Here is a 19,519-nt window from a genome sequence, read left to right as displayed (position 1 = left end):
TATATGTTCCGTAACAAGTTCATACCTGGTATACATCCCCCTATAATAAAGTCCGTAAAAAAATCTTGCTGGTAGATTTCTTCTTCGACTTTGGCATTTAAGAAGGGGTATTTTAGTAATTCTAGAAATAAGTGTTAAAAATATTACAGTTACGAACAGGACCCAAACAATAGACGGGCCTGAAAGTTAGAATAAGGACTATAAACTAGGAGTTTCAAAATTATTTATATTAAAGAGAGAGATCGCTCATTATATCTTCAGCTTTGGCTCAAATGAATGTAGCAGTTTAGAAATTTCGTTGCAATCTAGAAAAAGCTTTATAGCCAAGATAACGGTGAATTATTTATTTATAAGTGGAAATTAAATTAGAATATAATAGAGAACTTATGCAAAGGTTTACAGTAATTAATTGTTTAATCCGTTTTAAGTGGGGGTTAACAAGTTTCAAAATAGGGGGGCATCAACAAATAATCCTTATGAAGATTTAATAGTTTGAAGGTATTTCAAGCATGGATATAGCTGTTCTGACCACTGTTTTGAAACTTAAAGGAAAATTTTTATATGGATTTTCCTCCATAACGAAATGAAAAAAATATTATAGGGGGCTTGGAAAGTAACTCCAAAATGGTGATTCAAAATGGAGGATTATTACTTATCACTTGTAATATCCAATAGTTCTTAAAGATAATATAATAAATATGAAAAAAGAAAAAAATATCTTTATCCCTTATAATTGCCGTATTACCGTTATAAATGTTAGATTATAGTTAACTTAATAAGTTTTACCCAATGTCAATGCATTCGAGTTGGAAGCACCAAGCGAATGGATTAGTGATCCTCACTATCCGTTTGCTTTTTTTATTGTAAAATTTTCACTTTTTGTAAAAAGGGATTTTTAATTGGTGTTTTCACATTAAATTCTAAAACCAATAGAAACATATTTATATGTTCTTAAAGCTGAGGTATAACGATCCTGCAGCTTACAAATTAATACTTAAAAGTGCATTCCTTATCAGTTGTTTTATGAGAACACTTCATGAAACAAGAAAATCCAAGTGTCATAGAAGAAAGTAAATAATTGTTTTTATTAAAACTTATTAATTGGAGGAATTAAACATGATTAATATAACAACTGTTAATGAGGTGACACAAAAAAGACCTGGTTTAAGTGTCGGGAATATTGGATTGGATCATGTAATACAGAATCTTCATCTAAGTGACGTAACAAAGCAAAATACATTACGGTTACGGGAAGTTCTTGAATTAATCAAAGAGAATCAAACCTGTTCTATTGACCTGATGAATTCATTTGAGTGGGCAGTAAGTGGATTCATAGAATTTTTAATTCATAATGGTGTAAAACCCGACATTAATAATACCAATCTTGAAATCTGCGAACGCTGGCTCTATTCATTGGAGGAGGAGAATCAAAACAAAGAGACAATTATCATGAAAATAATCACAATCACTTCATTTTTCTCACATTTAAACGATTTGGGGATTATTCTTTACAACCCATTTGTAAGGTGCTATGAACAAATGAACATTTTACTAATTGAGTTATAGGTATTCGTTACTGTTTAAGAGTAAATGGACATGTGCTCATGGATTAAACCTTCTATAAATTTTTTGTATGCTTTTTATGGACTAGAGTACACATTTATCTGCATTAGTAATCAAATTCATTTCAAAGGAGAATAAACAATGCAATCACAACAGTTTTCAAATCAAAAGAATGCTACAACTCCAGGTAAAATCAAAGATCGAATTAATGGAACCTCTTCCATACGTTCAGCCTATGAAACCATGGAAGGTGCCCGCTCGTGGTCCGAGAACACATTGTCTTCCTATGGTAAAAATATTTCAATTCTGGAAGACTTTATGGTTGAGAATAACATTGAACCAATCATTGAAAACATTGATTTTGAATTGGTACAACAATGGGTCAAGTTTTTGCGAGAGAAAAAAAGGGATAAACCAAAAACAATTAAGCAACGAGTCGCTACTATGTCTTCCATTTTTTCATTCTTCAAAGATTTAGGGGTCTTTGGAGCCAATCCATTTCTAGCAATTAAGGTTCAAACGACAGATGTTGGACATCATTCTCGCGTAATGAACTTTGAAGAAGTATTTACCATTTATTCAAGTGTGAGAACAGAACCAGAACTTATGGAATCGGAACTACCGATCCACCTAGATTTAATGACGGGGTTAAGGAATGTTACTTTGTGTAAGCTAACCGCTGATTCGATTTCGAATGTAGAGAAAGGCATTCAATACGGGGAATTAGAAGAAGAGAATGGGAATGAACCGATCACTGAATTAAATACATCAAAATTCAAAAAAGGATTTATCCCATTACCTCCAGTCCTACTTCAGAAGGTAAATCAGTATGTAGAAGATATGAACCTAACAGGGAAAAATGCTTTACTCTATGGGGTTCAAGGAAAACCACTTGCAAATAAACAGTTTAACCATATGGTCAAGAAGTTATGCAATACGCTACAGTGGGATGATGATAAGAAAATCACACCATACGCTTTTCGCTATACGTTTGCAACTATGTTAGGTGAAATGGGTGTATCTGATGATGCCATACGTTATGCTCTAGGTCACGGAATTAGCAGCTCGAAGGGAAGTCTTGCAAGATATGTCCGAATGGACCACAAATATAAAAAGGAAATACGAATTGCCCAGACGATTTTGGAAGAAGTGTTAGAAACACTTTTTATGCTTCAAGAACATCATCTTATGAATGTAAACATCAAACAGCTCTATCAAGAACTACCTGATCTCTATCAGCATGCGTTAAGGAATGAACAAAGCATTACACAGTTTAAATTTAATTTAATTGAGTTGGCACAAAGGAATAAACAAATGGAGATGATGAATATGAAAGGTCAATCATCTATGCAGACTGGAGCACCTCAACTCCTTCAATCTTTTCAAGGGTCTAATCCATTTATAAATCAACCAGGGTCAAATGCACCAAGTGTTAATTCGTATCAAATGGATCCTAATATGATTGGGGTGATGATTCAACAGCTGTATCAAATGATGCAAGTGAACACGAATCAACAACAACAGACTGTTTTCCATTCTGGGGGACAGTACAGTCATCCATCCTCAAGCCAATCATATATGCAACACCCCCCGATGTTTCCTCCTGTTTCATAACAAAGAGGAAAGAAACAAAGCTCCCGAATCGGGAGCTTTGAGGTTATCATTCTAATTTAAAACTGTTGATGGCCTTACGCTTTTGTTCAAAATCAACATGGGTGTAGACGGAAGTAGTTGCCAAACTTTCATGTCCCAACAGTTCTTGTAGCGTCCGGATGTCAATGTTCTCTTTATTCTCTTGAAGAAGAAGGGTAGCAAACGTATGCCTTAAATGATGAAGCGAAAACCTTTTTGGTGGAAGTCCTGCTTTTTCAAGAGTTTCCTTAAAGATCTTATGCAGGCCTCGAGCATTTAATTGATCACCGTTTTTATTCCGGAAGATCGGCTCTTCGGGATGAATTTGATAACTAAGCAGACTGTCCCGGTAATCCATAAACAATTGATGAATAATCGGGTGGAGGGGGAGGAGGCGTTCTTTTTTTCCTTTCCCAAACACTTTGATCGTCATATTATCAAAATTCACTTGCTGCCAGGTAAGATCCACTAACTCTTGCCGTCTCATACCGGTACTCGCCAACAGTTTAAACATCAAATGATTCCGTAAGGCAAAACGGCCTTGATTTTGCTCCAAAAAATGAAAGAGCTTTTTTAACTCAGATAGAGACATATATACGGGAAGTTTTTTATCCTGTTTTAGTGTTTCAATTCCAGCCATGAAATCAGCAGCAATGAAACGCTCTTTTAAACAATACCTCGATAATGATTTTAAACAAGAAATTTTTCGTGCCATTGTCCTTGGTTTAAGTTCGTATTTTTGAACCATTTCTTGAATGTAGCGGCGAATGATCGATGGAATTAAGTCATCAAGTTGTAATGACCGGTTATGGCGGACCAGAAAGTCTTGGAGCGTTTTCAAATCATATTCATAACTATCTAACGTATTTTGGGAGTAGTTTCGTTCGATCTGTAAATACAGTAAAAATTCATCAATGGCTTGTGATAGCAACATATTAATACCTCCTAGAAAAATGAAATACAAAATAATAAACAAATGTAGAGTTATGGTTCAAGTCCATAAACTTTGGTTCAAATCATGAAACGATAACTACCCGAAAGGAGACAACTATTATGAGGAACTTAGGGGAACGAAGTTCCATATATCAAGTATTATGGGGACTTAAAGGAGAAAAGCTTATAAAACCGATAATTTTTCCTAGTTTACATAATATATATTCTCGGAAGTTAGATAAATACAGAGTGTTCTAGTCTCAATACCTAAGTATACTTAAAATAGTGAGACGGAATCAAAAAACTGAGTAAAATCTAAATTTGTCTTTTTTAATGAAAAAATAATTGGACTTGTTATTTGTATAAAAGCAAATATATAAAATATAAATACACGAACCCAGCCTACTTTAAAATTTAAAATTTAAATGGTTCATCAATACATTGATTTAGTAAATTTACCAGAACTCAAATAATATTAAAATGGTATTTAACATTATGTGAACCATTTATTACTTAGTTGGAATTACAAGTTATTTTTATTAGTTACCATAATATATTTATGTTTTACTTACCTTTTTAGTCGATACTTACCCATAAAATAAAACACAGACTAAGCCTGTGTTTTACTTACAACTCGGTTTATGGCTTTCTTTAAATATTGTCTAGGTGTTCCGTAAAATTGCACTTCATTAAACTCTGGATAGATGCTTTCAAAATGAACAAAAATCGGACAATCCAAAAGCCATGGAGAATTCATTAAAAACTGTTGATCTCCATATATTATACCTGTCAAAGCTAATTCTAATTCTTTTTTGAAGATCATATAGCGAACTTGAGAAAATTTTTTGTCAAACTCTCCCCCGCTAACATATACTTTTGCATATAACAGGTATTCTCCATTTCTTGTTTGCCATTCAGCAAAAACTTCATCACGTAACTTTAAATTTATTGCTGAATGATCATATTTCGCTCCAATTGTTAAAAATAACTCACTGGTTTCATCAGAATGTGTTAATGTGTATTTCCTTCCCTCAATTGGCACATATGAATTAACAGGTGGGATATATTTAACATTCAATCGGTTTGGATTGAATTTAGTCATGGAAGAAAAACCCCTTTCAGGAAATAATACCTTTTCTTACCATAACCTATGTACCAAAATGGAATTACGTTACAAATGCCTATTATTTCTTCTTCTCTTCTTTCTTCTCCTTAATCTTTGTATGAATTAATTTCCATTCTCCATCAATTAGTTCCCATTGCGATTCTATATAGCCAATAGTATCCTTTTCAGATACCCCACTGATTCTTTGAAGCCCCTTTAGAATGGTTTTCCCGGAGGTTGTTTCAGTAGGCTTTAAGGAACCGTACGAATATACTTTAAGCTCCATTGGTTCGTTTAATTTCCCATCTTGGTATAATCCTAATCGATTGTAACGCAGTCTTCGATCAGATAAATCAAAATGATAGGATTTTCCTGTTTCATCAATCTTAATTGTGGCTTTGTAGTCTTCATCAAAATGGCTGAAAACCGTTAATGAGTTCGGACTATTTTCTTCTTCTAAAAGTGCGTTTTTAATAGTAAAAAGATAACTTTTGATCTCGCCCCCTTTTTCGGAGGTTTCTAGGTTGATGAAAATATCTTTTTTACCATCATGATCAAAATCATGAAATGTTGCAGTTGGGTTATACCCAGCATCTAGTGGATATCTGATTGAAGTGCCTTCAGATGTTTTGACGGCCAAAAATATTTCTTTTAATAGTGGACTTTTGGTTTTAAGAGGGGTACCCACGATTTTCACAACATCCTCTATTTTATCTCCGGTCAAATCAAGCTTCTTAGTGAAGATGATTTCTGGGGTTTGTTGGGGTTCTTTTGCCGCAACTGAAAGAACCGAGATTGAAAGCATGAAGATGATTGAAATTATAATTCTTTTATTCATTATCTTCCACCTTCCTTTTTAATTTTTAAATTGCCCATTTTTGCCAATCTTATACAAAATGAATAGTCTCTAAGGGAAACATGTAAATTCAATTTACACTCCCAATTTGGGTAAAAATTATAGAGTAATTATAGAGCCAAAAGAACAAAAAAAGACAACCCATATCGGTTGTCTTTTTTATGTATGTCGTATAAATGAAATAACTGAAAAATATGGCTCCGCAGGTAGGATTCGAACCTACGACCGTTCGGTTAACAGCCGAATGCTCTACCACTGAGCTACTGCGGAACATTAATAAAGTTTTCTATAAGAAGTAAAGAAGTATGATTCGTAGCTCTACCAATGAGTAACTGCGCAAATAATGGTGGGCATAATTGGACTCGAAACACCGACCTCACGCTTAACCAGCGTGCGTTCTAACCAGCTGTGCTATAGGCCATGTAGATATTGAATCATATATGGAGCGGGTGATGGGAATCGAACCCACTACATCAGCTTGGAAGGCTGAGGTTTTACCAGTAAACTACACCCGCAAAATGGAGCTAGGAATGACGGAATCAGTACGTTGCCTTCCCTCTTGCCTGAACAGATTTTCTGAGTTATTGGTTGCGGGGGCAGGATTTGAACCTGCGACCTCCGGGTTATGAGCCCGACGAGCTACCGGACTGCTCTACCCCGCGACAATATTATTTTACCGAGATTATTCAAGCCCAGGTCTCAGGAAGTACAAACCAAGCAGCATCGTTAGTACTACCAAGTAATACTTAGAACTAAGAACTTACAAAATGGCGGAGGAAGAGGGATTCGAACCCCCGCGCGGTTTAACCCGCCTGTCGGTTTTCAAGACCGATCCCTTCAGCCAGACTTGGGTATTCCTCCATTGAATTGGTAGCGGCGGAGGGGATCGAACCCCCGACCTTACGGGTATGAACCGTACGCTCTAGCCAGCTGAGCTACACCGCCGGGATATAAACATTAAATTATTGAGTTTGGTGGAGCCTAGCGGGATCGAACCGCTGACCTCCTGCGTGCAAAGCAGGCGCTCTCCCAGCTGAGCTAAGGCCCCGATATAGTGGCGCACCCGAAAGGAGTCGAACCCATAACCTTCTGATCCGTAGTCAGACGCTCTATCCAATTGAGCTACGGGCGCAAACATTGTTTCTTTATAAGATGGAGCGGAAGACGGGATTCGAACCCGCGACCCCAACCTTGGCAAGGTTGTATTCTACCACTGAACTACTTCCGCACATAGGGTAAACTCAATTTTAATACAATAAATTAAGTTTTTTTTCGCTGTAGCGATTTAAAGGAAGATTATTTTCACTATCGTGAAAAGTAGAAAGTTATTTTCACTATCGTGAAAAAACTTTGGTGAGCCATGAAGGACTCGAACCTTCGACCCTCTGATTAAAAGTCAGATGCTCTACCGACTGAGCTAATGGCTCATAAAATAAGTGCCGGCCAGAGGACTTGAACCCCCAACCTACTGATTACAAGTCAGTTGCTCTACCAATTGAGCTAGGCCGGCAATTATTGAGATTATTTTAATAAAACAATAAATCATGGTGGAGGATGACGGGCTCGAACCGCCGACCCTCTGCTTGTAAGGCAGATGCTCTCCCAGCTGAGCTAATCCTCCTAAAATGACAATCCTACCCACCATAGCAAAAAATATTGTTAGCTGGTAGGCCTTTTTAATAAGCGACTTTTATTATCTTACTGAAAAACTTTTTTGAAGTCAACATATTCTTGATTTGAAGTTTCAATCTCTAAATTTATCCGCGCTCTTCAAAAAATCACTTCAATCAGTTTCGTACAATTACTTCTTAGACTGCGGCTAACAATTTTTTATATTCTAGATTTAAGTCCATTTCCTAAGTATTTTTCTACTTTTGAGGAAGATTATTATCGAGTTACAAATAATCTTTTTCTTTTTTATTATTATAAATATCTGAACTAACATTAATATGTTACTTAAATTGATGATATAATTATTTTAGTTACATTATTTAATTTTTAACAAAGGAGGCTAACCTATTGATTGATAATGCTGTTACCACCGATGCGATTGTATTATTAGCGGGATTGCTACTAATTGTCGGTGTTTTGACCACGAAATTTTCTTCGCGTCTTGGCGTCCCCTCTCTCGTTCTCTTCATGATTGTTGGTATGCTGATGGGCAGTTTTATTTACTTCGATAATGCCAAAGTCGCTCAAATGATTGGTGTATTAGCACTTGTAATTATCTTATTTGAAGGTGGTATCCAAACTAACTGGTCTTCCTTACGACCCGTTATCATCCCTTCCTTATCCCTTGCAACCTTTGGGGTATTAATCACCTCAGGCATTGTAGCTGTTGCCGCTAAGTTCATTCTTGAATTTGGTTGGCTTGAGGCAATCCTTTTCGGGGCTATTATTGGTTCCACTGATGCTGCTGCAGTTTTCGCAGTATTAAAAGGACAGAATATTAAATCTAGGCTCAGTTCAACGTTGGAAGCTGAATCTGGGTCAAACGATCCTATGGCAGTTTTTTTAACAGTTGCAATGATTGAGATGATTACGATATCCGATTCTAGTGTTTTTTCATTGATCGGTTCTTTTTTCGTTCAAATGATTGTCGGAATTTTCTTTGGGCTTGCTTTTGGGAAACTTGCTATATGGGGGTTAAATCGAGTCAATCTCGACTCCGGAGGACTATATCCGGTCTTTGCTACAGCTTTCGCACTGCTTACCTATGGTGCTACAGCCTTCTTCCAAGGTAGTGGTTTATTAGCAGTTTATATTGCAGCAATAATGATTGGAAACACTGATATAGCCTATCGACACTCTATATTCCGTTTTTCTGAAGGACTAGCTTGGATGATGCAAATAACCATGTTTGTTATTTTAGGCCTCCTTGTTTTCCCAAATGAATTATTCACTGGTGAAAATCTTCTTAACGGTATTTTAATATCGGCCATTCTTATTCTTGTTGCAAGACCTATCGCTGTTTATTTATCAACAATTAATATGAAGTACTCACATAAAGAGAAAATTTTTCTATCATGGGCTGGACTAAAGGGAGCTGTTCCAATTGTATTAGCTACTTTTCCATTATTAGCTAATATTGATGGCAGTTATCAAATTTTTAATGTTGTATTTTTCGTTGTTTTAGCTTCCTGTTTAGTACAAGGGTCAACCATTACACAACTAGCCGAAAGGTTGGATTTAGTGGGACCCAAAGTTTCAGAGCCTACCCATTCTCTTGAATTGATTTCTCTTGGAAAAGCGGATGCGGAAATGCTTGAATACCGAATGGAACATGATGCAGAGATTGTTGGCATGACCTTACTAGATATTCCATTCCCGTCAGGGTCCCTTGTAAATGCTATTATTAGAGAAGATAAGCTGATTCCTCCAACAGGAAATACCGTACTAATGGGCGGAGACTTCTTGTATATTCTGGCTCCAAGAAAACATAAAAAACAAATTAAGCAACTTTTAGAGAAGAAAAAAGATAGCAGTTCGGAGCAAGCTGGTTAATAGAGAGCGCTCAATTCAATTAATAAGAATTGGGCGCTCTTTTTCTATATTTTTCTCTTTCCTTTCCTTCATGCTAAAATACATTGAGGTGATTGTAATGAAATATCGTAAATTAGGTAAAACAAATCTAAGAGTTTCTGTCGTTGGAATTGGTACTTGGCAATATGGTGGTGAATGGGGAAAAGACTTTAAACAACACGAAGTGAATGAAATATTAGACAAAGCGCATGAAACGGGGATTAACTTTATTGATACGGCCGAATGTTATGGTGATCATCTTTCTGAACGTTTTATAGGAGATTATCTTCAAGAAAGAAGACGAGAAGATTGGGTCATTGCTACAAAATTTGGCCATCAATTTCATGGACACTTAGATCGAAGTAGACATTGGGACCCCCAAGAGGTTCTTCGCCAATTAGATTCGTCATTAAAAGCTTTACAAACAGATTACATAGACCTTTATCAAGCTCATTCTTGTACGGACGAAGAGTTCAATAATGACGATTTATGGACCATGCTTGATAAGCAAGTACAGTCAGGGAAAATTCGGCATCTTGGGGTTTCTTTAAAAACCAATGTTGAAGATTATCAAACAAAAAGAGCAACTGAGTTCAATATTGGAGCATTACAAGTGGTTTATAACCGATTAGACCGGGCACCTGAGGAAGCAATCTTTCCGTCAGCTCAAAAACAAAACTTAGGAATATTAGCTAGAGTTCCATTGGCAAGTGGTTTCTTAAGTGGAAAGTACAAACCGGGCACAACTTTCGACAAAGGTGACGTTCGAGCAAGAAATGAGAAAGAAACATTGCAAAAAACATTAGAAGAAGTAGAAAAAATCGCACAGACAGAAGTCCCTTCTGGCGTCTCAATGGCCACTTGGGCATTGGCATGGTGCCTTAACCATCCAGCAGTAACAACTGTCATTCCGGGTTGTAAAAACCCTGAACAGGTCATTGCAAATGCAAAAGCTGCTGACTTATTAACCGGGAAGCACCCTCAAAATATAGCGTAGAATCAAATAAAATTTTTTTCGACAAAAAAAACCACTAGTATTCTCTAAAATCCTTGTTATAATGATTGAAGATTTATTGAATATATCATTATAAAGGTGGGCATTATGGGAAAGACTTCTTGTAGGTATGTTATCAACGCTCTAGGAAAAGGTGGAGAAACCTACTATACCCATTGCAAGGATAAAGCTGAAGTAAAAAAGTGGATAGCTGAACATGAACATCGTCTATCCATGAAAGATGTTAAAATCATCGATAAAAATAAGCACCCTTTGTTAAGTTGGTTCTCTTTGAGATTTTAAAAAGCATAAAAGCCGCATTCGTTATAGAGTGCGGCTTTTAACTAAGGTTCTTTTTAGCAACCATCATTGGTTGATGAGATTATTTTCCGATAAACATTTGTGTCCAATGATGTCCTGACGCATCGTAACCTACCCCAATGTGGGTAAATTCACGTTTCAAAATATTTTCACGGTGTCCCGGACTATCCATCCAAGCTTGAACAACTGCTTCAGGTGTTGGTTGCCCCTGGGCAATGTTTTCCCCTGCCGTTTTGTAGGAAACCCCAAAGTCGCGCATCATATCAAATGGCGACCCATAGGTTGGGCTTGTATGTGAAAAGTAATTATTCTGACGCATATCTTCGGATTTCTTTTGAGCTACTCCACTTAATTTCGGATCTGCTTGAAGAGCCGGTAAACCATTTTGTTTTCGCTGTTCGTTCGTCAAGTCTATCACTCGCTGTGCAATTTCACCAATTCCAGCGGGTGCTTCTTGTTTTTGATTCCCTTGTTCAGGCTGTTGTGCTTCCTGTTGCCCTGCTCCATCTTGGTTTGTAGGTTGCTGATTAGGCGTAGCCGGTGGTTGTTCCTGTTTAGGAGTAGCCTGCTGCTCGTTTTGTTGAGGTGTTGCTTGTTCAGGTTGTTGGTTTTGATTTTGCTCTTGACCCTGATCCTGTTCCTGACCCTGATTTCCTTGAGCAAACCTTTGTTCAAGTCTTCTTTTCAGTTCTTCAGCATTTTTACGTGCATCTTCCCCATCCATAGGGAGATATTTATACTGTGCTTCTCTTATGAGAATTGCTCTAGTATGAGGATATTCATTACTTGATTGATTGGTTCGATAACTTGACAAATTATCATCATTGTCGTTCTTATTGCTTTTGCTATTTATATTTACTTTGCGATGGTCATTTTTTTGATCGTTGTCGATTCCATTGCCACGGTTATTGTTTTGTATATTAACCCGGTTTCGATTTGTACCTGTAAAGTTCAAATCACCTGGTTCCTTTTTGTAATCTTCTACCAATGGACCTACATTATCGACCCCGTTTTTGTCTTCTCCTCTTTCACGGGTATCAGTTTGATTCCCGTACGTACCTACTTGATTACTTGTACTAGAGGTCCCCATCCGGTTATTACCATCATTTGCAGTATCATTTCCTGCACCACATGCTACCAATCCAACCGTTAATACACCAACAGTGAAAATGCCTATTTTCTTTTTTAACACAATTTGTCTTACCTCCTTTATCAGTTATCCTTCTTATTTTTTAATTTTTTCAAGAAAATATAGATGGGAAATACTGATAAGAAGCATATCCTTTGCGTAAATAGAAAATTTAGGATAATTTAAGAATCAACTATTGAGAAAGGCTGGTGTCATATGGTCACTTCACACCCATACATTATAATAACCCGGAAAATAAAAGAAAACGAACAACAAATTACCGAAATAAAAAAGTATCTTTATCTCTATCACGACTGTGTAATTAGTGACACAGATAAATTCTTACTCAAAGATGTTTTTGATATGTCGTATCGATCTCTTTCAAATGATAGTGGCTTTTTATATTTACATACAAGTAAAGGTGTGTTTTCATATCATACTAAAATTAAGCCACACCATTTCATTCATACATATTTAAAGCTTCGATCCCTTTACAGATAGTGAAAAACATCCCTTCCAATAAAAAATGCTAATTATCCGTTTCCCTTCCCTTTATCTTCTTTATAAGCCGCTATTCCACTATTAAAAACTTTCACGTTGGACAACATGTAATATTTTGCTCTCAATACCACTGTTTAATCATCGATTGATGATTAAACTACAACTTTGCTTCTCCTGGAAGTAATGTAAAAAGAATTACAGAAGCTTTCCTATTTTGGATTACTAAATGGTGGCAAGATAACCTCAAATAAATAGACTTTTTTCTCAACAAAAAGGACTCAGATTATTTTAGGTTATTCAAGTAAATAGATACCTTTTATGAGAAAAGAGCTTGCAAACTAATTTTAAACATACCAATCGCTACTAATATCCGCTTTAGGATTTAAACAACAATTAATACCCCTTGCTACTGGAGTAGATTTGGAAATGATGATGAACACTTTCCATCAATTTTCTGAGTAATCAAAGGATTTAATAGATAGAAAACGAATATACATGAATAGTTTATTAATTAATGGAGGTGAATTTATGCTTCGATCTGAAAAGGTTGTCAGGGAAGATGCTCTAGATGCTATTGAATATTATTTTCAAAAAGGCTGGACTGATGGTTTGCCAGTAGTTCCTCCGACTAAAGAAAAAATTTATGAAATGCTTGCGAGTGTTAACATGGATCCAGAAACAATTATCGGGTCTATCCCAGAACGTGGCAGGGTTTTCACCGCAGAACTTGTTGCCATCAATGCTGTAATGGCCGGATGTTTGCCTGGTTATTTCCCTGTTGTAATGGCTGCTGCTCAGGCAATATCTGAGCCCGACTTTGGTTTACACGGTCCAAGTGCAAGTACACACGGGGCTGCAATTATGATTATTGTTAATGGGCCTATTACCCAACAGATTGGCATGAATCATGGGGCGAATGCTTTTGGACCTGGAAATCGAGCTAATGCGACGATTGGACGGGCCATTCGACTTCTCTTAATCAATTCTGGTGGTTCACCGGAATTTGATCGTTCAACACTTGGCACACCTGCAAAATATAGTTTTTGTTTTGCTGAAAAAGAGACAGAGTGGACACAGTTACATGTCCAAAGAGGTTATCAAAAATTAGACAGTACCGTAACGGTCTTTGCTTGTGAAGGACCAAATCAAATTCAAAATCATAGTGCTCTTAAAGGAGAAAATATTTTAAAAACTTTAGCTGAAAGAATGTCCCCGCTTGGAAGTTTTAATATTGCGAGTGAAACAGAAATGGCTGTCACTCTATGCCCGGAGCATTATCACCACTTACAGAGCGAAGGTTGGGCAAAGGAAGATGTACAAGAATTTTTGTATAAACATGCTGTTAAAACAGTTAAGGAAATGAAACTTGGCGGGATACTTGAAGACCCCATTACTTCAAATGATGAAAACATTGTGAAACACGCAATTCCCTCTCCAGACCACATATTACTAACGGTAGCAGGAGGAGAAGCAGGAAGGTTTTCCGCTTGCATGCCAGGTTGGTTTAGTTACAAACAATCAAAAGCCGTTACACTACCAATCCAAGCTGCTACAGGTTTTACATGAAGTGAATGTGGTTGATACCAATCGGTGATTGGTTCTCAATTTTTCTAGAAAGGAGCTATGGATATGAGCATTACTGTATATAATCCTTCAAATGGCCCTAGTTTAACAGAAAAGAAAATGGCTAAAAGACTTCAGTCGTTCGAAGATTCCATCATTGGTTTAATTGATAATGGAAAGAAAAATTCTGATGTAGTTGTTCAACACGTAGCACAAAAATTGCGAGAAAAATACCATATAAAAGGGATAATTTATCATAAAAAATCCTCTTTCTCACATGGATTAACGAAAGATGAAGCTAAAATGTTAGCTGAGAAATGCGATTTTATTATTACTGGTGTAGGTGATTGAGGTTCCTGTAGTTCGGGCAGTTTGCTCGATGGAGTGATATTGGAAGAACAAGGTATTCCTACTGTTGTTATTGTGACAACTCCCTTCATTACCTCGGGTAAGGCAATGGCGGTTTCCCAAGGAATTCCAGATTATCCTTTTGTGGCAATTCCCCATCCGATTGCTGCAACAGAGGAATTTGTTCTTAATCAAAGAGTCGATGACGTAATGAATGAAATTGAGAAAATACTGTTAACAGATGTGAAAGAGTGCTAACTCATAATCAAAAAGAAACAAGCTTTAAAAAATGGTGAGACTTCACTCCCTGTATTTGGTTAAGGATAATTGGATGAAAATCTTTTCCGTGGTTACTCTACTAAGTGAAAACTACACAGAAAGGGGAAGAGGAAATGACCCAATCTCAGAATCAGCGTGAAAGACAATGGAGACAACGCAAAGAACAACAAAATCCCCACGGGAAAGTTAAATCCTTAGATCAACTTGCTGAGGAAACAACAAAACGCCATAAATGATCCTCTTAGGATACATTAAAATAATCCTCCAACAATGGTGGATTATTTTTTATGGTTTTAAACTTATTGAATATTCTTTCAAAGTTAGCTATAGTGTTTTTATGATTCAGCAATTCCTTAATAGGAGGTGTTCAGAATACGACCAATTTTACTAGGTGTTTTATCAGCTCTTTTTTTCGCTGTTACCTTTGTTGTCAATCGTGCGATGGATTTATCCGGCGGCAGTTGGATTTGGAGCGCTTCACTTCGCTACATATTTATGGTCCCTTTTTTAGTCATTATAGTTTTATTTCGTAAAAATCTACGTACTTTGTTTGCTGTGATGAAAGAACAACCTATAAGTTGGTTTGGGTGGAGTTTTGTTGGGTTTGGTATGTTTTATGCCCCTCTCTGCTTCGCTGCTGCTTATTCACCAGGGTGGCTTATTGCAGGAACTTGGCAAATCACCATTATTTCTGGTTCTTTACTTGCTCCGCTCTTCTGGGAAACTGTCGGGAAGCAAAAAATTAGAGGGAAAATCCCTCTTAAAGGTCTAATCATGTCTATGATGATTTTATTGGGAATTGTACTGATGCAAATTGAACATGCTCAAAGTATTCCGATAACAAGCTTTCTGCTAGGGATTCTACCTGTGCTGATCGCATCTTTTGCTTACCCGCTAGGAAATCGAAAAATGATGGAAATTTGTAATGGACGTCTAGACGCCTATCAACGAGTTCTCGGTATGACACTTGCAAGTTTACCTTTTTGGCTCGTCCTCTCAATTTATGGAATTATGACAGTTGGTCCTCCTTCCGTACAACAGAGTATCCAATCCTTAATTGTAGCGATTTCTTCAGGTGTCATAGCCACAATCCTCTTTTTTATGGCAACTGACCTTGTCCGAGGAAATATGCAACAATTAGCTGCAGTTGAAGCCACTCAATCAATTGAAGTATTGTTTGCATTAATTGGCGAAATGTTTATTTTATCCCTGCCTCTTCCTACTCCTTTATCTTGGATTGGAATGTTCATTGTCATCCTAGGAATGGTTGCACACAGTTATGTATCTCGGAAAAAAGAGGAAACCACACAGAAAGCCTTGAACCTTTAAGGAATAAAAAAAGCAACAGCCCTTATAAAGGCTGTTGCTTTCATTTTCATCAACCAGTATTTCTCAAGCCTGCAGCCACACCGCTAATGGTCAATAAAACTTGTGTCATAAGTTCTTCATCTGGTTCTTCTACGTTACGGATTTCTTTGATGAGTTCGACTTGAATAAAATTTAATGGATCTACATAAGGATTTCTTCGGTGTACCGATTCTTTAATGTTTGGCGTGTGATCTAGTAATTCCTCATCTTCTGTTATTTTTAAAAGAACATCTTTCGTTCGATTATATTCATCTACGATATTCGAAAAAATACGTTCAGAGACTTCTTTATCTTTAACTAGCTGCGAATATTCTTTAGCAGTTGTTAAATCCGCCTTCATTAGAGCCATTTGTAAATTATCAACTGTAGAACGGAAAAAAGGCCATTCTGCGTACATTTCGCGCAGAAGTTCCATGTTTTGTTCACTTTTACTTGCAAAATTTTCTAAGCCAGAGCCTGCTGCGTACCACCCTGGTAGGAGTTGACGACTTTGTGTCCAAGCAAAAACCCAAGGGATTGCCCTTAAATTTTCAAATTGAGCGCTGTTTTTTCGGCTCATCGGACGAGAACCTATATTTAATTCACCAATTTCATTTAGTGGTGTAGCTTCATTAAAATAAGTAAGGAAGTCTGGGTCTTTAAACACAAGATCTTGGTATTTCTTTAAGGAAATATTCGTCGCTTCCTCAATTGCTTCAACCCAACGGGAATCACGATGGTGCGCTTGCTCCGAATCTTTTAAAACATGAGCCGCTGCTTGCAATAAGGTTGAGGTAGCTTGTTCAAGACTACGGAATGCGATATCTTCAATTAAATATCGAGAAGAAAGCACTTCCCCTTGCTCTGTAATTTTAATTCCTTCTCCTAATGTTTCCAGTGGTTGGGATATTAAGCTACGATGCAAAGGTCCGCCCCCACGTCCAAGTGAGCCTCCACGACCATGGAAAAACTTTAATCCAATTTGATATTTTTTTGCCATCTCATGGATTTCAACCTGGGCTTTATATAGCTTCCAGTTTGCTGTGAGTGTTCCACCATCTTTGCTTCCGTCTGAATAGCCAAGCATTATTTCTTGTTGGTTATTCAGTTCTTTTAAATGTTCACGGTAAACTGGCATTTGGAATAGAGTTTCCATAATTTTTGGCCCTGCAGTTAAATCATCAATGGTCTCCAAAAGTGGAGCAACATTTAAATCACTTTCAACAGAACCATCGACATGTAAGCGATAGATTCCTGCCTCTTTTGCCAGAACTAGAACCTCTAGAATATCGCTAGGTGATTGCGTCATGGAAATCAGATAAACTGAAATCGATCTTTTTCCAAATGTTTGATGAGCTCTTTTTATTAACTTGAATACATCTAACATTTGTTGAGTTTCTTTTGAATAATCTTCATGAAGAAGAAGTAAAGAGCGAGGATCCCGTAGCGTATCCTGTAAAATCTTCACTTTTTCATCCTCAGATAAAGACTGGTAATCTTGTGTAATTCTTGCTTTCCGTAAAATTTCTGTTATTGCGTTTTCGTGTTCCCCACTATGATTTCGAATATCTAATGTGGCAAGATGAAAACCGAACAGCTGAACTTGACGGATTAGTTTTTGAAGCATTTTTAATTCGTGATTTTTCGGATGATGTTGATAAATGCTTCGTTTAACCATATATAAGTCTTTTAATAGTTCGTCCGCAGATTTGTATCCAATCTCGGATTCCCCTACAGCTTTTAAACGAGTAATGATAACAGCAAATTTGCGACGATATACCTCGTTTTCAATTGGCCACTTTTGATCATCCTCAAGGTAACTACTCTCTTCATTTGGTAGCGACTTAACGAGTTCCTCACTAACATTTACACGTGTTGTGGAATGACTCATTCGCTTCATCAATTCAACAAGGACTTTTTTATACTTTTTCACTACTAGTCGTTTTTGCTTATTTAAAGTCTCCCAAGTGACTTCAGGAGTAACATGTGGATTCCCATCGCGGTCCCCACCAATCCATGATCCAAACCAAAGGAAGTTCGGTACCTCCCATTCTTTTTCAGGATAATGAGCTTCTAATCTTTCCTCAACCTCTTGATGAATCTCGGGTAGAACATCAAATAAGGTTTTATCAAAATAATACAAACCATTACGGACTTCATCAATGACTGTAGGCTTACGATGACGAAGCTCGTCTGTTTGCCAAAGAGCCATTATCTCATTAAAAAGACTTTCCTTCAGTTGCTTTTGTTCTTTCTGCGAAAGAAGTGGATTATTTAATGTTTTCAATAAATCCGCTATCCTTTTCTGCAGTTCAAGAATGGATCTTTTTGTAGCCTCAGTAGGATGTGCTGTAATAATTAACTCCAGAGATATTTTTTCTAAAACATTCTGTATTACTTCAGAAGAAATGTTATTCTCCTTTAACGATTGAATTGCGAGGTCAATTGAACCTGGTTGAGCATTCCCTTCCGCCTGAAGTTGATATTCGCGACGTCTTCTTATTCGATGATTTTGTTCAGCGATATTTACAAGATGAAAATAAACAGCAAACGCGCGAATCACCTGTTTTCGCATCGGGGGATTTAGATTAGAAATTTCCTGTTTCAGTTCTTCATATACTTCTGTTTTAAAATCATTTCGAAGTTCTTTACACATAAGTCGAATTTTCTCAACCTTATTTAATAGTGAAGAACCACCTTGATACATTAAAATTTCACCTAACATATCACCTAACATTTTTACATCACGACGCAGTGGAAGACTACTGTCATTTATTTTTAATCCTGTTGTCATTCTTTCACCTTCCTAACTAGTACAGTTCTTCGAATTTTTAAATAATATAACATAACTTAAAGGAAAGGGATAGTAAAATTATATAATTTTTTTCGTGTTTTTTGGTATATTACTAAACCGTTCTATTAAAGCAGACATGAGCAAAAATCTATATTGTTTAATTTCAATTAGACGATAGTAAACAAAAATTAATAGCTATTTACTTACGTAAAATAAAAGACTGCAGATAACTCGATTTTGATCAAGTTTACCTACAGTCTTAAACGTAGTTAACAAATTCCATTCCCTTATTTCTCAAAAATTTTGTTCATCATTGATTTTATCAAGCATTGAAATCGTATCGACTAAATGATTGTTAAAGATTTGCCGAGCGACACCAAGAAGTTCAACTATCATGGGATCTCTAAGCGAGTAAATGACCTGATTCCCTTCTTTTCTGCCCATTACAATGTTTTTATTACGGAGAACGGTTAATTGTTGTGAGACAGCCGAACCTTCACTGCCTATTAAATTTTTCATTTCATTTACATTTTTATCCCCCTCGGATAACAACTCTAGAATACGTATCCTTAGAGGATGGGCCAATGCTTTGAAAAAGTCTGCTTTAAAACGCTGCATTTCAAGATTCAATC

15 protein-coding genes and 11 tRNA genes are annotated in these 19,519 nt (G+C 36.7%); 9 read left to right on the top strand and 17 right to left on the bottom strand.

Annotated features, from left to right (window positions below):
• Nucleotides 1-1,116: 1,116 nt before the first annotated feature.
• Together M3182_RS00520 and M3182_RS00515 are read left to right on the top strand one after the other, a co-directional pair.
• A complete protein-coding gene (locus tag M3182_RS00520) occupies nt 1,117-1,566 on the top strand; it encodes a hypothetical protein (protein WP_251555723.1) in 450 nt (149 codons plus the stop codon).
• 138 nt (nt 1,567-1,704) lie between these two features.
• Nucleotides 1,705-3,177, top strand: a complete 1,473-nt coding sequence (locus M3182_RS00515; RefSeq protein ID WP_251555722.1) for a tyrosine-type recombinase/integrase — start codon at nt 1,705-1,707, stop codon at nt 3,175-3,177.
• Between the two features lie 46 nt (nt 3,178-3,223).
• On the opposite strand, the gene M3182_RS00510 is transcribed toward M3182_RS00515, so the two are convergent.
• The 14 genes from M3182_RS00510 to M3182_RS00445 all read right to left on the bottom strand — a co-directional run bounded on the left by M3182_RS00510 (nt 3,224) and on the right by M3182_RS00445 (nt 7,710).
• Nucleotides 3,224-4,129 (bottom strand): tyrosine-type recombinase/integrase, encoded by a 906-nt coding sequence (locus M3182_RS00510; protein ID WP_251555720.1) that lies wholly within the window; start codon nt 4,127-4,129, stop codon nt 3,224-3,226.
• A gap of 609 nt (nt 4,130-4,738) precedes the next feature.
• The gene (locus tag M3182_RS00505; RefSeq protein ID WP_251429623.1) at nt 4,739-5,230 is read right to left on the bottom strand and encodes a staygreen family protein; all 492 of its coding nucleotides are present in this window, start codon (nt 5,228-5,230) and stop codon (nt 4,739-4,741) included.
• Nucleotides 5,231-5,312: 82 nt separating this feature from the next.
• On the bottom strand, nt 5,313-6,071 hold the full coding sequence (locus M3182_RS00500) for a YybI family spore inner coat protein (protein ID WP_251429625.1): 759 nt from the start codon (nt 6,069-6,071) through the stop codon (nt 5,313-5,315).
• Between the two features lie 213 nt (nt 6,072-6,284).
• Nucleotides 6,285-6,359, bottom strand: a tRNA-Asn gene (locus tag M3182_RS00495).
• A gap of 171 nt (nt 6,360-6,530) precedes the next feature.
• Nucleotides 6,531-6,604: transfer RNA gene (locus M3182_RS00490), tRNA-Gly, on the bottom strand.
• A gap of 70 nt (nt 6,605-6,674) precedes the next feature.
• Nucleotides 6,675-6,751, bottom strand: a tRNA-Met gene (locus M3182_RS00485).
• Between the two features lie 106 nt (nt 6,752-6,857).
• Nucleotides 6,858-6,950: transfer RNA gene (locus M3182_RS00480), tRNA-Ser, on the bottom strand.
• Nucleotides 6,951-6,957: 7 nt separating this feature from the next.
• Nucleotides 6,958-7,034, bottom strand: a tRNA-Met gene (locus M3182_RS00475).
• 27 nt (nt 7,035-7,061) lie between these two features.
• Nucleotides 7,062-7,137, bottom strand: a tRNA-Ala gene (locus M3182_RS00470).
• 7 nt (nt 7,138-7,144) lie between these two features.
• Nucleotides 7,145-7,221, bottom strand: a tRNA-Arg gene (locus M3182_RS00465).
• 21 nt (nt 7,222-7,242) lie between these two features.
• Nucleotides 7,243-7,317, bottom strand: a tRNA-Gly gene (locus tag M3182_RS00460).
• A gap of 123 nt (nt 7,318-7,440) precedes the next feature.
• Nucleotides 7,441-7,516 (bottom strand) — tRNA-Lys (locus tag M3182_RS00455).
• A 10-nt stretch (nt 7,517-7,526) separates the two neighbouring features.
• Nucleotides 7,527-7,599 (bottom strand) — tRNA-Thr (locus M3182_RS00450).
• A 35-nt stretch (nt 7,600-7,634) separates the two neighbouring features.
• A tRNA-Val gene (locus M3182_RS00445) sits at nt 7,635-7,710 on the bottom strand.
• Nucleotides 7,711-8,108: 398 nt separating this feature from the next.
• Here M3182_RS00445 and M3182_RS00440 point away from each other — a divergent pair.
• The 3 genes from M3182_RS00440 (at nt 8,109) to M3182_RS00430 (ending at nt 10,908) form a co-directional block, all read left to right on the top strand.
• A complete protein-coding gene (locus M3182_RS00440; RefSeq protein ID WP_285866513.1) occupies nt 8,109-9,593 on the top strand; it encodes a potassium/proton antiporter in 1,485 nt (494 codons plus the stop codon).
• 97 nt (nt 9,594-9,690) lie between these two features.
• Nucleotides 9,691-10,608 carry an aldo/keto reductase gene (locus M3182_RS00435; RefSeq protein ID WP_251429627.1) on the top strand — a complete coding sequence of 306 codons (918 nt, stop codon included), beginning with the start codon at nt 9,691-9,693 and terminating at the stop codon, nt 10,606-10,608.
• A gap of 105 nt (nt 10,609-10,713) precedes the next feature.
• Nucleotides 10,714-10,908 carry a hypothetical protein gene (locus M3182_RS00430; RefSeq protein ID WP_251429629.1) on the top strand — a complete coding sequence of 65 codons (195 nt, stop codon included), beginning with the start codon at nt 10,714-10,716 and terminating at the stop codon, nt 10,906-10,908.
• A gap of 79 nt (nt 10,909-10,987) precedes the next feature.
• Here the strand turns inward: M3182_RS00430 and M3182_RS00425 are convergent, their stop codons facing one another.
• Nucleotides 10,988-11,650: a CAP domain-containing protein gene (locus M3182_RS00425; RefSeq protein WP_251429856.1), complete on the bottom strand. Its 663-nt coding sequence runs from the start codon at nt 11,648-11,650 to the stop codon at nt 10,988-10,990.
• A gap of 1,434 nt (nt 11,651-13,084) precedes the next feature.
• On the opposite strand from M3182_RS00425, the gene M3182_RS00420 reads away from it, so the two are divergent.
• The 4 genes from M3182_RS00420 to M3182_RS00400 all read left to right on the top strand — a co-directional run bounded on the left by M3182_RS00420 (nt 13,085) and on the right by M3182_RS00400 (nt 16,075).
• Complete coding sequence (locus M3182_RS00420) at nt 13,085-14,122, top strand: hypothetical protein (RefSeq protein ID WP_251555719.1); 1,038 nt, start codon at nt 13,085-13,087, stop codon at nt 14,120-14,122.
• A gap of 63 nt (nt 14,123-14,185) precedes the next feature.
• A complete protein-coding gene (locus M3182_RS26050) occupies nt 14,186-14,725 on the top strand; it encodes a UGSC family (seleno)protein (RefSeq protein ID WP_273701398.1) in 540 nt (179 codons plus the stop codon).
• A gap of 134 nt (nt 14,726-14,859) precedes the next feature.
• Entirely contained in the window at nt 14,860-14,982 is a 123-nt protein-coding gene (locus tag M3182_RS00405) for a DUF6254 family protein (protein ID WP_251429637.1), read from the top strand.
• Nucleotides 14,983-15,118: 136 nt separating this feature from the next.
• Nucleotides 15,119-16,075: a DMT family transporter gene (locus M3182_RS00400; RefSeq protein WP_251429859.1), complete on the top strand. Its 957-nt coding sequence runs from the start codon at nt 15,119-15,121 to the stop codon at nt 16,073-16,075.
• A gap of 49 nt (nt 16,076-16,124) precedes the next feature.
• On the opposite strand, the gene ppc is transcribed toward M3182_RS00400, so the two are convergent.
• The gene (ppc, locus tag M3182_RS00395) at nt 16,125-18,887 is read right to left on the bottom strand and encodes a phosphoenolpyruvate carboxylase (protein ID WP_251429639.1); all 2,763 of its coding nucleotides are present in this window, start codon (nt 18,885-18,887) and stop codon (nt 16,125-16,127) included.
• Nucleotides 18,888-19,181: 294 nt separating this feature from the next.
• On the bottom strand, nt 19,182-19,517 hold the full coding sequence (locus M3182_RS00390) for an ArsR/SmtB family transcription factor (protein WP_251555716.1): 336 nt from the start codon (nt 19,515-19,517) through the stop codon (nt 19,182-19,184).
• Nucleotides 19,518-19,519 lie beyond the last annotated feature (2 nt).

Origin of the sequence: Mesobacillus maritimus (assembly GCF_023715205.1) — a bacterium.
GTDB lineage: Bacteria > Bacillota > Bacilli > Bacillales > Cytobacillaceae > Mesobacillus_B > Mesobacillus_B maritimus_C.
Note: the sequence above shows the minus strand (reverse complement) of the source record. Positions and strands in the feature narration are given on the sequence as shown.

Excerpts from the sequence above, each read along its gene's own strand:
- M3182_RS00520 (WP_251555723.1), top strand. The coding sequence starts at position 1,117 with ATGATTAATATAACAACTGTTAATGAGGTGACACAAAAAAGACCTGGT.
- M3182_RS00515 (WP_251555722.1), top strand. The coding sequence starts at position 1,705 with ATGCAATCACAACAGTTTTCAAATCAAAAGAATGCTACAACTCCAGGT.
- M3182_RS00510 (WP_251555720.1), bottom strand. The coding sequence starts at position 4,129 with ATGTTGCTATCACAAGCCATTGATGAATTTTTACTGTATTTACAGATC.
- M3182_RS00505 (WP_251429623.1), bottom strand. The coding sequence starts at position 5,230 with ATGACTAAATTCAATCCAAACCGATTGAATGTTAAATATATCCCACCT.
- M3182_RS00500 (WP_251429625.1), bottom strand. The coding sequence starts at position 6,071 with ATGAATAAAAGAATTATAATTTCAATCATCTTCATGCTTTCAATCTCG.
- M3182_RS00435 (WP_251429627.1), top strand. The coding sequence starts at position 9,691 with ATGAAATATCGTAAATTAGGTAAAACAAATCTAAGAGTTTCTGTCGTT.
- M3182_RS00430 (WP_251429629.1), top strand. The coding sequence starts at position 10,714 with ATGGGAAAGACTTCTTGTAGGTATGTTATCAACGCTCTAGGAAAAGGT.
- M3182_RS00425 (WP_251429856.1), bottom strand. The coding sequence starts at position 11,650 with ATGGATGGGGAAGATGCACGTAAAAATGCTGAAGAACTGAAAAGAAGA.
- M3182_RS00420 (WP_251555719.1), top strand. The coding sequence starts at position 13,085 with ATGCTTCGATCTGAAAAGGTTGTCAGGGAAGATGCTCTAGATGCTATT.
- M3182_RS00405 (WP_251429637.1), top strand. The coding sequence starts at position 14,860 with ATGACCCAATCTCAGAATCAGCGTGAAAGACAATGGAGACAACGCAAA.
- ppc (WP_251429639.1), bottom strand. The coding sequence starts at position 18,887 with ATGACAACAGGATTAAAAATAAATGACAGTAGTCTTCCACTGCGTCGT.